Source organism: Paenibacillus ehimensis NBRC 15659 (assembly GCF_004000785.1).
GTDB classification, from domain to species: Bacteria; Bacillota; Bacilli; order Paenibacillales; family NBRC-103111; genus Paenibacillus_G; species Paenibacillus_G ehimensis.
Genome location: NZ_BILX01000006.1, coordinates 53,839 through 67,768, shown reverse-complemented (window position 1 = coordinate 67,768; position 13,930 = coordinate 53,839). Strand labels below are relative to the sequence as shown.

The following is a 13,930-nucleotide window of genomic DNA, read 5'->3' as shown; positions in this document are numbered from 1 at the left end:
CTTGTCGTTTCTTGCTTCTGTTAGGATTTCATGTTTCGCCGATAGAACGGCGCTTTGACGACAACGGCCTTCAACCGGTTGCCCCGGATTTCCACTTCCACTTCGGTGCCCGGCTCGCCATATTCCGCCTGAATCAGCGCCAGACCGAGATTTCGCTTAAGCGAAGGGGACTGCGTCCCGGTGGTCACCTCGCCGATCTGCCGGTCACCGGCATAGACGGGATAGTGGGAGCGGGGAATGCCGCGGTCGATCATCTCGATGCCGACGAGCTTGCGCGGCACGCCTTGTTCTTTCTGGCGGAGCAGCGCGTCCCGGCCGATAAAGTCCTCCTTCCCCAGCTTGACGAAGAAGCCGAGGCCTGCCTCCAGCGGCGTAATCTTGTCGGACAGCTCCTGCCCGTACAGCGGCAGCTTGGCCTCAAACCGCAGCGTATCCCGCGCGCCTAGCCCGGCAGGCGTCAGGCCGAGCGGCTCGCCCGCTTCCAGCAGCCCTCTCCACAGCACGGGGGCATCGTCCGCGGCGACATAAAACTCGAAGCCGTCTTCGCCGGTATAGCCGGTGCGGGAAACGAGCACGGGCACGCCGCATACCCTGATTTCAGGAATAAAATGGAACGGTGACAGCGCATTCAAATCGGCGTCCGTGACGCGGGCGGCAATCGCTTGGGCGTTCGGGCCCTGCAGGGCGAGGAGCGCCGTCTCGTCCGATTTGTTCTCCAAGGCGACATCGCCGAGCAGATGCGATTCCAGCCACTGGAAATCCTTGTCGATATTGGAGGCGTTGACGACAAGCATAAATTGATCGGCCGACAGCCGGTAGACGAGCAGATCGTCGACGACGCCCCCGTCTTCGTAGCACATCAGCGTATACTGCGCCTGGCCGTCGGCGAGCCGCGAGACGTCGTTCGTCGTGACCCGCTGGAGGAACGTCTCCGCGAACGTGCCGGTCACGAGAAATTCGCCCATGTGCGATACGTCGAACAGGCCGGCCTGCTGCCTGACCGCTTCGTGCTCACGCCCGATGCCGGTGAATTGCACCGGCAGCTCCCAGCCGCCGAAGTCGATACAGCGGACACCGGGGTACTCGGCATACAAAGGGAATAACGGCGTTCTTTTCAATGACGGATTCAATCGAATCACCTCGGTCGTGGTATGGGATTACGATGCGCTTTCATGTCAAAAAAGGACAGGACGAAAAGGCAACCAAGCATGCCAAAATCGCATGCCTGCGCTGTCCTTCCGCTCTGTCCTTTGTACCTGAGAGTTACCTTGCAGCCGGCTTCCGGATAGGAAGCGGCCGTACAAGTTTCCCCTTGGGTGACCCTGACCTGCTTACAGCAAGCGGGGTGCTCTCCAGAGATGCGTCCGGTAGAGGTCCTTTTGCCTGAGAGATTCACCCGGCTTGGCGGGCTTACTCCTTCGGCGCTACCGTACGTTCCGGTAATCTCTCCCTTTACGTTCATCCGCGTTATTCGGTTATATAGCTCTATATTCATTAATACTCTAAAGAGCGGGCCTGTGTCAACCGCAAACGTCAGGCAAGTTTTTGGCACGGATTCTTGACATCCCTATCCGGTTGAATTACTCTTGAAGGAGATGTGAATACAGCGAATGACGATGGTTGGGAGAGACCGGAGCGGCCGCAATGAGGCTCGCGCAAGGCACCGAAGGAGCAAGTCGCCAAACCTGCCGAATGGCGATTAATCTCTCAGGTAAACGTACCGCCATCCGACGCGCCTCTGGAGAGAGCGTAAGCCACCAAAGGGGTAACGGCGCGACGAAGCGGCCCTAAACTCTCAGGTACCCGGGACAGAGAACAAGGCGAGATGCCTTTTCCTGTCCTTTTTTGGCGTTTGCGAGCAAGCGGGCGCAGCCGGACAATCTGAGTGGAAGCGCTTCAATCCGGCAACGGCGAGGTTGGCGTTTCGGCGGATGCGGATAAAGCGCCGGCCTTGGCGGATACGCTAAGTGGGAAGCAGGCTGCTTCGCCGGAAGGTAATCAAGGCGGAGCGGAAATAGGATAGGGGCAGAGCCCCGTCATGCTGCTGCCCGCGTTTTCAAAGCGATAGGGATCTATTCATTTCAGGAGAAAAGGGTGCTGACGATGAGTGAAGTGAAAGCGGGATTGCGTTATACGGAAGAGCATGAATGGGCGGAAAAGATCGGGCCGACGTCCGTGCGGATCGGCATTACGGATTTTGCCCAGCATCAGCTTGGGGACATCGTGTTCGTCGAGCTGCCGAAGCTCGGCGCCAAGCTGGAGGCGCATGCGCCGATGGGAACGATCGAATCCGTCAAGACGGTATCCGATCTGTTCAGCCCGGTAGCAGGGACGGTGACGAAGGTGAACGAAGCGCTGCTCGATTCGCCGGAGCTGGTCAACAGCGAGCCGTACGGAGCCGGATGGATCGTGGAAGTGGAAGTCGACGGGGAGCTCGGCCAAGCGCTGGACAGCTTGCTTACCGCCGAAGCCTACGGCGAATTCGTCGCGAGCCAGGACTAAACGTCCGGCAAAACGGGCAGCAGCGTAAGGAACAAAAACCGGCGGTTAAAGCGGACGAACCGTTGAAAGAGGGTATGTCCAATGCGCTTTAAGCATGTATTTACGATTATCGGCCCGGCGATGGTCGGTCCGTCCAGCTCCCACACGGCCGGTGCGGTTCGCATCGGCCGTGTGGCGCGGCAGCTGCTCGGCTGCAGGCCGGAGAAAGCCCGCGTACTCCTGTACGAATCGTTCGCGGAGACGTACTGGGGCCACGGCACCGATCTGGCGATCGCCGGAGGGCTGCTCGACTACGATACAGACGACCCCCGCATTCCGCATGTGCTGGACGAAGCCCGGTCGCTAGGCATGGAGATTACGTTCGAGCCGGGAACCGGGGCCGCGCCTCATCCGAACTCGGCCAAAATCGAGCTGTGGTCGGGCGATCGCTATGCGGAGGTATTGGGCGCTTCCATCGGCGGGGGCAATATTGAGATTCATTCGCTGAACGGTTTTGATGTCAGCTGCACGGGGCAGTACCCGATGCTGGTGATCAAGCATTCGGACCGTACGGGAATTCTCGCCTCGATTACGAAGGTCGTCAGCGAGGCGGGGGTCAATATCGGGTTTATGGATGTCGACCGCAAAGGTCGTCAAGGCGAAGCGATGACGGTTATCGAGATGGATTCGGCTCCGCCGGAGGGCATGCTGGAGTCCATTCGCCTGCTGCCGGACGTGGCGGACGCGACGATCATCGATTTGGCACAAAGGAGCGGGAGAGCATGAGATTTCAAACGCTGCGGGAATTGGCCGAACTATGCCGCTCGGAATCGACGACGGTCGCCCGCCTCATGATTGAGGAGCAGGTTAAAGAAACCGGCGAGACGAGGGAGCAGGTCATTCGCCAAATGGCGGAGTATTATCAAACGATGAAGGAAGCGGTACGCCGGGGGATCGAACAGCCGACCGCGTCGCGGAGCGGACTGACGGGCGGCGACGCCGGCCGGGTCGCTGCCTTCGCGGCGAGCGGCGATCCGTCTTCCGGCCGGGAAGCGTGCACGGCGATGGCCTATGCGCTTGCCGTATCGGAAGTGAACGCTTCGATGGGCCGCGTGGTGGCGACGCCGACGGCAGGCTCCTGCGGCATCATCCCCGGCGTATTCGTCAGCTCGCAGGAACGGTTCGGCTGGCCGGACGAGAAGCTGGTCGAAGGATTGTTTTGCGCCGGAGCGATCGGGTATGTCATCGCCAACAACTCGTCCATTTCCGGGGCGGAGGGCGGCTGCCAGGCCGAGGTCGGCTCCGCCATTGGGATGGCGGCTGGCGCGCTGGTCGAAATGCGGGGCGGCACCCCGGAGCAGGCGATGCACGCGGTCGGCTTGGCGCTAAAAAATACGCTTGGCCTGATCTGCGACCCGGTTGCCGGACTCGTGGAAATTCCGTGCATCGTGCGCAACGGGCTCGGCGCCGTCAATGCGCTTGCTGCCGCCGACATGGCGCTGGCCGGTGTGCGCAGCGTCATTCCGTCGGATGAAGTGATCGGCGTCATGCTGTCGGTTGGCCGGGCGATGCCGCGCGAGCACCGGGAGACGGCGCTTGGCGGGCTGGCGCAGACGCCGACGGGACGGAAGCTGACGGAGCAGCTGCGCAGCCGCAAGCGCTCCGAGGCGGACGAGCAGAAGGAGCATGTCTAGCCGTGAAGCTGGCTGTAATACTCGATACCGATCACCAATAATAGAAACAGCAGCAGGAAGAACGCTTTCAATAAACGGATTTGGTAGTCTGACATAGAATGGCTCCTCCTTGGAATAAGAGATCAAGCGATGGATTCTGTCAGATTTAACATTATTATACACCTAATAAACACAAAAATGTAAATGTATAAGGGCAGCATTGTAATTAAACGTGGAATTTATTGTCGTTGTACTCCTGCTGGGCATCGGTCATTCAAAAAGCCGATTTTTCCTACTCTGAGGAAGAATCGGCTTTTGTTCGCTTATTGTGCTATCGCTTATTGTGCTATAGATAGCCGTTTCATGGCTTAACGATTGCAAATCAAGTAAAGAAGATTACCATCAGGATCATTGAAGTGTGCGAGCCGGGTTCCATTGTTTTCCATAATATGTTGAAATTCAACGCCACGAGATTTCAGTACCTCGATTGCTGACTCCAATTCCTGTACTTCAAATCCAATAGAAATGCTTTCTGACTTTCCCGGTTGAACACCTTGTTCTCCGGTAGGATGCAGCAGCCCGATAGTCAATCCCGGTGCTTCAACCTGTGCAAAATGCCCTTCCACTTGGTGTTGTAATTGTAATCCAAGAGTCTCTACGTAAAATTGTACCGCTTTTTTAAAATCAGCTACCATGATAGTCACATTGCCACTTTTGAACATCGTATATGACCTCCATTTGTAAATAAATCTTATATTAATTGCTCAATCCTAGACTTCGTTTATACACGAAAATCTCCTCGACGGCTTGACGATACCCACCCGCAGCCCGGAACGAATCGCCAATTTCATCGCATGTCTTTCGAATTGACGAATCCTTAAGCACGCGTTCCGCCGCCTCTCTGAGATCCCATGCGGTTAAGCCATCTTGATTTAGCTGGATGCCTGCGCCGATTTCAGCCACACGCCGCGCCACAATAGGTTGGTCGGCACTTTGGGGGAGTACGATCAGCGGTACGCCATAATAAAGTCCTTCACTGGCACTATTCATGCCGCCGTGTGTGATAAACAACTTGGCGCGTTGCAGTACTTCGAGTTGCGGTACGTAGCTGCGGACGATAAAATTCGAAGGCAGGTCTCCCAAATCCGCAATCCGGGTTTTTCCGCCAACGGATAGAACCACGGTGTACTTCGTCCCGGCGAACGCAGCAATGCAGCGCCTGTAAAAATCTACGGCTTGATTGAAAACGGTGCCGAGAGAAATATAAATCAGATGATCCGTATCCGCCTGGGAGAAATCAAATTGAACGTGTGTGCGCGGCACGATGGACGGTCCAACAAACTTGTACGTCTCGTCGAAGCTTTCTCCACCGGGTTGGAAGCGTGTCGAAGTGTAAACGATGGTCATTGGCGCCGGGTTGCAGAAAACCTCATAGGCGGAGCCTGCTTGCACATTGTATTTCGCTCGCACGTTACTGACAAGCTGTTGAAACTCCTGTTGCGCACGTTCGTTCACGTCTGCTGTAAATTGGCGCGAGAGGTGATCTTGCATACTGTCAAAGCTGTTTTGATGAATGGCAAAACTCGTACACGAGCTGATTGCCGGCAAGTCAAGGATTTGCGCAAGCACACGCCCACAGCCGAACATTGAGTCATGAATGATGTAATCGAAACGTTCTCCTTTGGTTTGCTCCAGAACGCTGGGAATAACGATGTCGGCAGTGCGCAAAAGTCCACCAACTCGTGCCCAAAAATTTCTTCCACCGGCAAGGAACGCTTCCACAAATTTGTTGCCATCGAACGTGATCACCTTGGCGCCCGTTGGCTCGACGAGATCACGATACTGTTCCGCTGTGCAGTAAACCACCTCTTCGCCGCGGCGGATAAGTTCTTGAACAACGCCGAGGGTTGGATTGATATGTCCTTCGGAACCTCCGTTAATCAGTAAAAGGCGTGCCATAGTCATCACCTTTCGTCATGAAGTACACGGCTTCAAGCGCTCGCCATTTACGGCCGGGCCGTCGCCTCGACTATCCCCAATTCACTCACGCTTATCCTCTTCTCCATTCATTCGAAGGTTATGGATTAACTGTAGAACCCACTCTTCGTCATAACGGAGTTTGTCCAACCGATGCCTGAACCAGATCAGATTGTAATGACGTTCCCCATCGGGCATCATTTCGTCTTTGCTCACATACTCCACCCGTTCTTCCTCATGGCGGAGTTCAAACCGCAGGTAATCCTTGTACTGGTGCAAAATCAAAAACTGCTGCTCCTTGCCGATCATGTCAAAATTCGAAAATTTGGCATAAAAATGCAGATCATAATCCGGCGAGTATGGAATCGGTTCTTCCATCAGCCGAAAAAAGCGGCGTCTGCCTTCCTCCGTTATTCGGTACATTTTTTTCTTCTTTCCTCTTCCCTGCCGGACACCTTCCTGTTGTTCATCGGGGACCTGCTCGATCAGCCCGTCTGCAAGCAGGCTATGAATGAGCGGATAAAGCACCCCCCAGCTGATTTTTCGCGTAGGTCCAATAATCCCGTTCAAGATCGTGTGCAGCAAATAGCCATGCATCGGAGCTCCCGTCAATTCGCCGAGTATGAATAATTCGATCAAGCCTAAGGCCTCCCTAATAGGTTTATTTGATTTTATTATATCAAAAAGATATATAATTACAATATATTGTTTCGTTATAAAATACCCGACCTGAATTATAGTCCATATAAATACGTTTGCCAATTTGATGCTGCAAAAGCCATCGCTTTCCACTCGACCGGAATTTATAGTATGCTAAACCATAAGGGAGGAGATGAATTTATGGTCAAACAACTGATCGTCGGCGATGCAACGCATGAACTGGCCACAACGCGCCGTACTCTGGAATGCTTGCCCGAGGAGCACATGTCGTGGAAGCCGCACGAAAAATCGATGACGCTCGGCGGGCTGGCCACGCACCTGATCAACCTGATAAACTGGCAAATCGCGATTTTCCAGTATCCGGAGCTCGATCTTTCGACCGTGCCGCTGCGGCGGGAGCCTTTGGAAAAACGCGCTGATGTTCTGGAGGAGTTCGATGCGAACGTCGGCAAGCTTGAAAAGCTGCTCGCCGAATGCGACGAGAAAACGCTCGGCGAGGAATGGACGCTGCGCCACGGCAACCATATTATCCTCCGTAAGCCGCGGGCGATCGCGCTCCGCACCTTCGGATTAAGCCATATGGTCCACCACCGGGCGCAGCTCGGGGTATACTTGCGGCTTCTCGATATTCCGGTGCCGGGCGTCTACGGTCCCTCGGCCGATGAGGAAGCGCAATGAACTAAGTTTCTCGATCCGATACGCGCCAAACCGTCGCAGGGCACCGGCATGACCGCCGGCACTCTGCGACGGTTTTTATTGTCGTGGGCTATGAGTTCGATCTTCCGGTGTAACTTGTGCTTGGCATCGCCGCGATAGAAATATCTCCGTTCTGTCCATTCGTACCTTTGATATAAACACAAATGACCCGCAGGAGGGACACTTTTTTAAAGTGTTCCATCTTACGGGTCACACGGATAGTATTGTCTTAAATAAAGCTTCTCAAGCGATGTTTTGCCAACCTCATCCGCCTTGACTTGTTATTTCTTCAAGGTTGTTTCGGTTTTGTGTTCAATAACCTGTAATACTTTTGGCTCAATGTCTTTCATCATTTGTTCCATGAAACGATTGCTTAGCGTGACTCCATTTTGTTCAGCTTGAACCTGGTTTTCAACCTGTGTTTTTGCAATCACATCAATCACTTGTTGTTTAGAGACATTTTTAGATGCTGCAACCTCCACAACAGATTTACCTTTTGCTAATTCTTGTTTTAAATCTGTCGGGCTAATTTGTAGTAAAGAAAACAGTTTTTCATCGTTTAAAAAGTCATCAGCAAAATAATCAGGCTTACCATTTAAAGAGAAATAACCTTCCACTTTATTGTTTGAAGGTGTAGTCTCACCTCCGATCAGAGAAACACTGATTGTATTGCCCTGAACAAATACCTGGTAGAACGGTGTTTTTGCTCCCTTTTTGCTGTAATTCAACATAAACGTTTTTTGATCCGGGTTCTCCATTTGCTCCATGTCAACCTCGTACTCTTTGATGCTGCCATACATTTTATCAATGAGAGAATTTACCTTCGCCTTGATTTCCTGATCGGTTAAAGTAATAAGCGGCTTCTCCTTAGGCTCCCAATTCTCTTGAGTCAGGTCTTCAATCTCACCCGTAATACCGTTAGTATGAAGCGTAAACTTTTTCCCGGTTCCTCCTTTTTCCTGCAGTACGATGCTTTGTTGGACCGTTTTCGTATCGGTTGAATTCGTGGGGTCTCCAAGGTAGCTTGCATCGATAATCTCAAACGATCTTGTTTCGGGAAATGCGCTGTACAGCTTCTCAAGGGTTGCTTTGCCAACCTTATCCACCTTGACTTGTTCAGCAGTCATTGGTTTTCTGGTAATCATTTCAATCAGGGGAGGAGCCCCGAATGCCGCGGTTGGAATCAAAATCGCAGCAGCAACTATTCCGCCAATTAATCGTTTTTTCATGGTTGTTTCGCTCCTTTTTCGTTGCAAATATTGAGAATACGATTGTTCTATTCGTTTGGAAATGGCCGGAGGGCACTCCATGGTTTCTGCCTCTTCGTGCAGATGTTCACGGATTTTACGCTCAATAGTCATGAATCTTTTCCATCCTTTCCAAGGGGAGGTTCCTTAAGTTTTTTCGAAGCGCCTGGAGGCCAGCATGATATCTGGACTTGACTGTACCCAGCGGAATATCGAGCAAAGTCGCAATTTCCTCAAGAGTATAGTCGTGAAAAAAGCGGAAGATAATCACGGTCCGCTGTTTGTCGGTCAGCTTTCGCAATGACTGCGATATCATTTGGTTCGTCCCATCCATCAACGCAGTATGTTGATCCCAATAACAGTCTTCCCGAGAGAAGGCACGGATGCGTTCGAAAATTCGGAATCTCCGCCAGCTCTTAACCCGGAATCGCTGCACTTGACGGATTACCAAGCCGTGTAGCCAGAAGTGGAAAGGACGGTTCGTATCGTAGTTAGCAAGTGAGGTCCACATTTGCATATAGATCTCGTTCATGACATCTTCCCGATCCTGCTGATGATCCACCAGAAAGGAGACTGTCCGGTAGACGTCCTGATGGGTGGCATCATACATCGTACGAAACGCTTGTTGATCACCCTCTTTCATTTTTACGAGTAATTGGTACATACATTCATTTTTCATTCGGAGGGCCCTCCTGAGTAAGCAGCTTACACCCTATATTGTCGCTGTATCGGAAAAAGGTTCGGTTCTTTATTTTTTTATCTTTCTTTCGATGCTTTGGCCGCCTGATTTTTGGGTTCATTGGAACAAAGTTTTTCTGGACGAAATTCTTGGCGTTTTGTAGTTTCCCGTTTTTTGACGTAGTCCGGGATGTAAAATGAGTCACAGTTTTCGATTTGAAAGCGTTTACCAATTTGCGGAATAAGTAAACTTTTATTATGGGATATGAGGTGAAGGTATGCAAGAGCTGCTTCAGGGCATTGTTGGCGAGACAAACGATTTTCTCTGGTCCAAATTATTGATTGTTATGCTTGTCTCTTTAGGAATTTATTTTACATTCAAGCTGAAGTTTCTGCAGGTTCGCATGCTGAAAGAGATGGTTCGCGTTCTAAAGGAAGGAAGAACGGGGTCCAAGGAGGACATTTCCCCGTTTCAAGCATTCTGTATCAGTATGGCTGCCCGCGTAGGGACGGGCAATATTACGGGGATTGCGATTGCGGTCGCCTTGGGCGGGCCCGGTTCGGTCTTCTGGATGTGGATTGTGGCCATCATCGGCTCGGCCTCCAGCTTCGTGGAAAGCACGTTAGCGCAGATTTACAAAATTAAAGACAAGAACGGGTTCCGCGGCGGACCGGCGTATTATATGGAGAAAGGCTTGAACAAGCGCTGGATGGGCGCTTTGTTCGCGGTCTTGATCACCCTGTCGTTCGGTCTCGTCTTCAACGCCGTACAGTCCAACACGATTTCCATCGCTTTCAATAACTCGTTCGGCACCGACCGGTTAACGTTAGGGATTGTCATCACGGTCGTCTTCGCAGCGATTATTTTCGGAGGCGTAAAGCGCATTGCCAAAATGTCCGAGTATATCGTGATCGTTCTGGCGATATTATACATTGGCGTCGCTTTGTTCATCGTCTTGACCAACATTACGAAGATGCCCGAGGTTCTTGCGCTTATTGTGAAAAACGCGTTCGGCCTCGAGCAGATCGCCGGCGGCACGATCGGCGCCGCACTGATGAACGGGGTAAAGCGCGGTCTGTTTTCGAACGAAGCGGGGATGGGGAGCGCCCCGAATGCGGCGGCGACCGCAACGACAAGCCATCCGGTCAAGCAGGGGCTGATTCAAGCGTTCGGGGTACTTACGGATACGTTGATCATCTGTACAAGCACGGCCTTTATCATTTTGCTGTCCGACGCCTACAAGCAGCCGGGACTTAGCGGGATTGAGCTTACCCAGGCTGCGCTGAGCTCTCATATCGGCGCATGGGCGTCGGCTTGCCTGGCCGTTATGATTTTCCTGTTTGCGTTCAGTACGCTGATCGGCAACTATTACTACGGGGAAACGAACATCGAATTTTTGCACACGAACAAAATCTGGCTGCAGCTTTACAGAGTCAGCGTGCTGGCGATGGTCATCTTCGGCTCGGTGGCGAAGGTGCAGCTCGTGTGGGATTTGGCCGATTTATTCATGGGCCTGATGGTTGTCGTGAATCTGATAGCGATCTTAATGCTGTCCAAAAAAGCTTTTGACGCATTGAAGGACTATATGAAGCAGAAAAAGGAAGGGTATGATCCGGTATTTTATAAAGACAGCATCGAAGGGGTGGCCGACGTCGAATGCTGGGAAAACCGCCCGCCGGTTTCCAGGACACCTAAAGTTCAAGCTTCGGGCATGTCTGTTAGTCATCAAACGCAGCGGTTTGAAAACCTATAACAATGCCATTGGCTCGATAAATCGAATAGACCGGATAAGAGACACGTACCGTCTGAGCACGGGGCGTGTCTTTTTTTGATTCCGGCGGCGGATCGTTGACAATTTCCAGTCAGTGGTATACTGTATATATTAATATATACAGTTATACACCTTGGGAGGAGTGGATATTGCATGATTGCTGACTTTCTGAAAGAATGGTCTTATCTTGCCGTCTTTGTTCTTGCGGCGCTGCCTTGGGTGGAATCGGCCTTTGTCGTGGTGCTCGGTATCGCCATGCTCGACTTAAACCCGGTTGCCACAACGATTATGGCCTTTCTCGGGAATTGGGTTACCGTGCTGCTCGTCATCTTCTTGTTCGACCGCTGGAACGCATGGCGTAACAAACGCAGCGGCGGGGGCGAAAGCAAACGAAGCCAGCGGGCCTACCGTCTGTTTGTCCGATACGGGCTGCCCGGCCTTGCCTTTCTCGGTCCCATTCTGATCGGGACGGAGATTGCGGCGGGCTTCGCCATGCTGTTCAAAGCGCCGCGCGGCCCCGTGTTGTTCTGGATGACGTGCTCGTTGGCATTCTGGACGATCCTTTTCGCCGCTGCCGCCGCTTACGGCGTCGATCTCTTCGGGCTGACCCGAATGAATCAATAATTTGGAGCGTGAGTGGAATTGCGTGATGCTTGCCGGATCGCATGGAATGAGTTAAAACATAGATATATTGCGCTGCTGGCCAACGTGCTGTTCTCGGCCTTGATCGGGTTCTTTCTGGCGCACGATATGGTGCGTACGTTAGCGGGCGGCAGTATGCAGCCGGGCGTTTCTTTTCCCGTGGATTTATGGTTAATTGCCGTTGTTCCTACGCTCGGCGCGCTTGCCTTTTCCAGAGAATATATCTCTTTCAGCTACTTAGTGTCGGAGGAACCGTTTTTGAAGCGGCTGCGCTTTTTCCGCATGTGGGCCATTCCGCTCAAAGTCGTAGCCTGGAGCCGGATGCTCTATATGACGATGTGTCTTGGAATATCCCTGCTCGTCTTGGTTTCCGTCTTCGTAACGGTCAGCGGCCCCGCTCTGCTTGGCGTGCTGTCCGTGGCGGAGTATGCCGCCTTTGTGTTTGTCTGGGTCGGCTATGCCTTTGCGGTCGGCAGCATCAACCCGTATCTGGAATTCGGAACGACCGGCAAAGCGATTCTTATCGGCTCCTTCCCGGCGGTGCTGTTGATCGTTGCAGGAGTCCTCATGTTCTACTTGCATTTCAAACAGCCGGTTTATTTATGGGTGTTTGAATTGGCACGGGGAAATCCGCCAGCTGCCATGATCTTGTCCGTACTTATCGCCGTGCTTGGCGTGTTGGGGTTCCACCGGGCCTTGGTGTACCGGCTTGCGCGTAAGGATCTTCCCTAGGGCTGGTCCGCCCGCACAGTGGCCGCGTGATCACCGGACTTCTCAGAAAGGAGGCGGCAGCGATCCAGCTACCGATACACATCTCGGAACACAGCCGGGAGCCGATCTATCATCAAATTGAACAGCAGCTGATATCGTTCATCGTGAGCGGCCAGCTCAAACCGGGCACGCCGCTTCCTTCGATCCGGTCGCTCGCCAGCGACCTGGCCTGCAGCGTCATTACGGTGAACCGGGCATATCAAAATCTGGAGCAGCGGAAATTTATTCAAACCGTGCAAGGAAAAGGAACGTTCGTAGCGGAGGTGCAGGAGGGCGAGAAGAAGCAAGTCGCGGACGCCAGTCTGCACCATGCGTTCCGTGCGGCAATTGAAATGAGCTTCCGGCTCCGGCACGATCCGGAGCAAACGCGGCAAACGTTCGAGCAGATTTTGGCCGAAATGTTGAAGGAAAGGAGGCGAGACGGATGACTTCCCCAAGTGCTCTCCGGCTGGAGCGCTTCACGAAACAACGCGACGACTTTCGGCTGGGACCGATCGATGTCGCTCTGGAGCATGGCCTGACGTATGCGTTAGTGGGCCCGAACGGCTCGGGCAAAACGACGCTGCTCAAGTGCCTCATGAATCTGATGAAGCCGACCTCCGGTACGCTGGAAATTTTCGGCCAAACGTATTCGCAGGAGGAGCAGGCCATCAAGACGCAGGTCGCTTTTGTCCCCGATCCGCTGGACGGCTGCGAGCCCTTTACGCTGCGGCAGATGGGGGATTTTATCAGCAGCTGGTACGCAACGTGGGACGATGACGATTTCGCCAGGCGCGCGGCGGCTTTTCGTATTCCGCTCGATAAGAGGTACGGCAAGATGTCGCAGGGGGACCGGAAGAAGGCGGCGCTAACGCTCGCGCTGAGTACGCATGCGCCTCTGCTGCTCCTCGATGAGCCGACGAACGGGCTGGATATCGCCAGCCGCAATCGTCTGAAGGAGATGCTCGTCGAGGATGCGGAGATTATGGATCGGACCGTCGTACTGTCCACCCATTCGGTCGAAGATATCCGGCAGTTCGCGGATTGTATTCTTTTGCTGAGAAACGGCGCTTTGGAAGGCCCTTACGAAAAAGATGCCTTGATCGCATCGTGGCGTCGGCTTTGGTTATCCGGAGAACCGCTGCCCCGTCTGGCGGATATCCCTGGCGCGGTCGATTGGAGCGAAAGCCCGTTTCCGCAGCTGGTTACCTGCGACCGTACGGCAACCTTGACTTTCCTGTCCGATAACGGAATCCAAGTTACGAAGGAGCAGCCGCTCCCGCTGGACGAATTGCTGGACCGGCTGCTGGAGAAGGGCGCGCGTTAGGTGAATCATACGCGAATCCCGTTTTTT

16 protein-coding genes and 3 riboswitches are annotated in these 13,930 nt (G+C 53.2%); of the genes, 10 read left to right on the top strand and 6 right to left on the bottom strand.

Annotated features, from left to right (window positions below; all coding sequences use genetic code 11):
- Window positions 1-20: 20 nt before the first annotated feature.
- Complete coding sequence (gcvT, locus tag PEH01S_RS05480) at window positions 21-1,130, bottom strand: glycine cleavage system aminomethyltransferase GcvT (protein ID WP_127484211.1); 1,110 nt, start codon at window positions 1,128-1,130, stop codon at window positions 21-23.
- Window positions 1,131-1,233: 103 nt separating this feature from the next.
- Window positions 1,234-1,361: riboswitch (glycine riboswitch) on the bottom strand.
- A riboswitch (glycine riboswitch) is annotated at window positions 1,362-1,462 on the bottom strand.
- A gap of 149 nt (window positions 1,463-1,611) precedes the next feature.
- A riboswitch (glycine riboswitch) is annotated at window positions 1,612-1,732 on the top strand.
- A 153-nt stretch (window positions 1,733-1,885) separates the two neighbouring features.
- Between gcvT and PEH01S_RS34465 the strand changes: the two genes are divergently transcribed.
- From PEH01S_RS34465 to sdaAA, 4 genes are all read left to right on the top strand, one after another.
- A complete protein-coding gene (locus PEH01S_RS34465) occupies window positions 1,886-2,023 on the top strand; it encodes a hypothetical protein (protein WP_164827686.1) in 138 nt (45 codons plus the stop codon).
- Between the two features lie 80 nt (window positions 2,024-2,103).
- A complete protein-coding gene (gcvH, locus tag PEH01S_RS05475) occupies window positions 2,104-2,502 on the top strand; it encodes a glycine cleavage system protein GcvH (protein ID WP_025850152.1) in 399 nt (132 codons plus the stop codon).
- Window positions 2,503-2,583: 81 nt separating this feature from the next.
- Complete coding sequence (gene sdaAB, locus PEH01S_RS05470; protein ID WP_025850153.1) at window positions 2,584-3,267, top strand: L-serine ammonia-lyase, iron-sulfur-dependent subunit beta; 684 nt, start codon at window positions 2,584-2,586, stop codon at window positions 3,265-3,267.
- Window positions 3,264-4,175, top strand: a complete 912-nt coding sequence (sdaAA, locus tag PEH01S_RS05465) for an L-serine ammonia-lyase, iron-sulfur-dependent, subunit alpha (RefSeq protein WP_025850154.1) — start codon at window positions 3,264-3,266, stop codon at window positions 4,173-4,175. The genes sdaAB and sdaAA overlap by 4 nt, the downstream gene beginning before the upstream one ends.
- A 347-nt stretch (window positions 4,176-4,522) precedes the next feature.
- On the opposite strand, the gene PEH01S_RS05460 is transcribed toward sdaAA, so the two are convergent.
- The 3 genes from PEH01S_RS05460 to PEH01S_RS05450 form a co-directional block, all read right to left on the bottom strand.
- Window positions 4,523-4,876: a VOC family protein gene (locus tag PEH01S_RS05460; protein ID WP_025850155.1), complete on the bottom strand. Its 354-nt coding sequence runs from the start codon at window positions 4,874-4,876 to the stop codon at window positions 4,523-4,525.
- Between the two features lie 34 nt (window positions 4,877-4,910).
- Window positions 4,911-6,113, bottom strand: a complete 1,203-nt coding sequence (locus tag PEH01S_RS05455; protein WP_127484210.1) for a macrolide family glycosyltransferase — start codon at window positions 6,111-6,113, stop codon at window positions 4,911-4,913.
- Between the two features lie 81 nt (window positions 6,114-6,194).
- Entirely contained in the window at window positions 6,195-6,770 is a 576-nt protein-coding gene (locus PEH01S_RS05450) for a PadR family transcriptional regulator (RefSeq protein ID WP_025850157.1), read from the bottom strand.
- A gap of 201 nt (window positions 6,771-6,971) precedes the next feature.
- On the opposite strand from PEH01S_RS05450, the gene PEH01S_RS05445 reads away from it, so the two are divergent.
- On the top strand, window positions 6,972-7,469 hold the full coding sequence (locus PEH01S_RS05445) for a DinB family protein (RefSeq protein WP_025850158.1): 498 nt from the start codon (window positions 6,972-6,974) through the stop codon (window positions 7,467-7,469).
- 299 nt (window positions 7,470-7,768) lie between these two features.
- On the opposite strand, the gene PEH01S_RS05440 is transcribed toward PEH01S_RS05445, so the two are convergent.
- Together PEH01S_RS05440 and PEH01S_RS05435 are read right to left on the bottom strand one after the other, a co-directional pair.
- Complete coding sequence (locus tag PEH01S_RS05440) at window positions 7,769-8,848, bottom strand: hypothetical protein (protein ID WP_174807101.1); 1,080 nt, start codon at window positions 8,846-8,848, stop codon at window positions 7,769-7,771.
- Window positions 8,838-9,413 carry a sigma-70 family RNA polymerase sigma factor gene (locus PEH01S_RS05435; RefSeq protein ID WP_025850160.1) on the bottom strand — a complete coding sequence of 192 codons (576 nt, stop codon included), beginning with the start codon at window positions 9,411-9,413 and terminating at the stop codon, window positions 8,838-8,840. Before PEH01S_RS05435 ends, PEH01S_RS05440 begins: the two co-directional genes overlap by 11 nt.
- Window positions 9,414-9,690: 277 nt before the next feature.
- On the opposite strand from PEH01S_RS05435, the gene PEH01S_RS05430 reads away from it, so the two are divergent.
- From PEH01S_RS05430 to PEH01S_RS05410, 5 genes are all read left to right on the top strand, one after another.
- Window positions 9,691-11,166 (top strand): alanine/glycine:cation symporter family protein, encoded by a 1,476-nt coding sequence (locus PEH01S_RS05430; protein WP_025850161.1) that lies wholly within the window; start codon window positions 9,691-9,693, stop codon window positions 11,164-11,166.
- Between the two features lie 171 nt (window positions 11,167-11,337).
- Complete coding sequence (locus PEH01S_RS05425; RefSeq protein WP_127484209.1) at window positions 11,338-11,808, top strand: small multi-drug export protein; 471 nt, start codon at window positions 11,338-11,340, stop codon at window positions 11,806-11,808.
- A 12-nt stretch (window positions 11,809-11,820) separates the two neighbouring features.
- Entirely contained in the window at window positions 11,821-12,558 is a 738-nt protein-coding gene (locus tag PEH01S_RS05420; protein WP_127484208.1) for a hypothetical protein, read from the top strand.
- 26 nt (window positions 12,559-12,584) lie between these two features.
- Window positions 12,585-13,025, top strand: a complete 441-nt coding sequence (locus tag PEH01S_RS05415; RefSeq protein WP_307720071.1) for a GntR family transcriptional regulator — start codon at window positions 12,585-12,587, stop codon at window positions 13,023-13,025.
- Window positions 13,022-13,903, top strand: coding sequence for an ATP-binding cassette domain-containing protein (locus PEH01S_RS05410; protein ID WP_025850165.1), 882 nt, complete (start codon window positions 13,022-13,024; stop codon window positions 13,901-13,903). Before PEH01S_RS05415 ends, PEH01S_RS05410 begins: the two co-directional genes overlap by 4 nt.
- Window positions 13,904-13,930 lie beyond the last annotated feature (27 nt).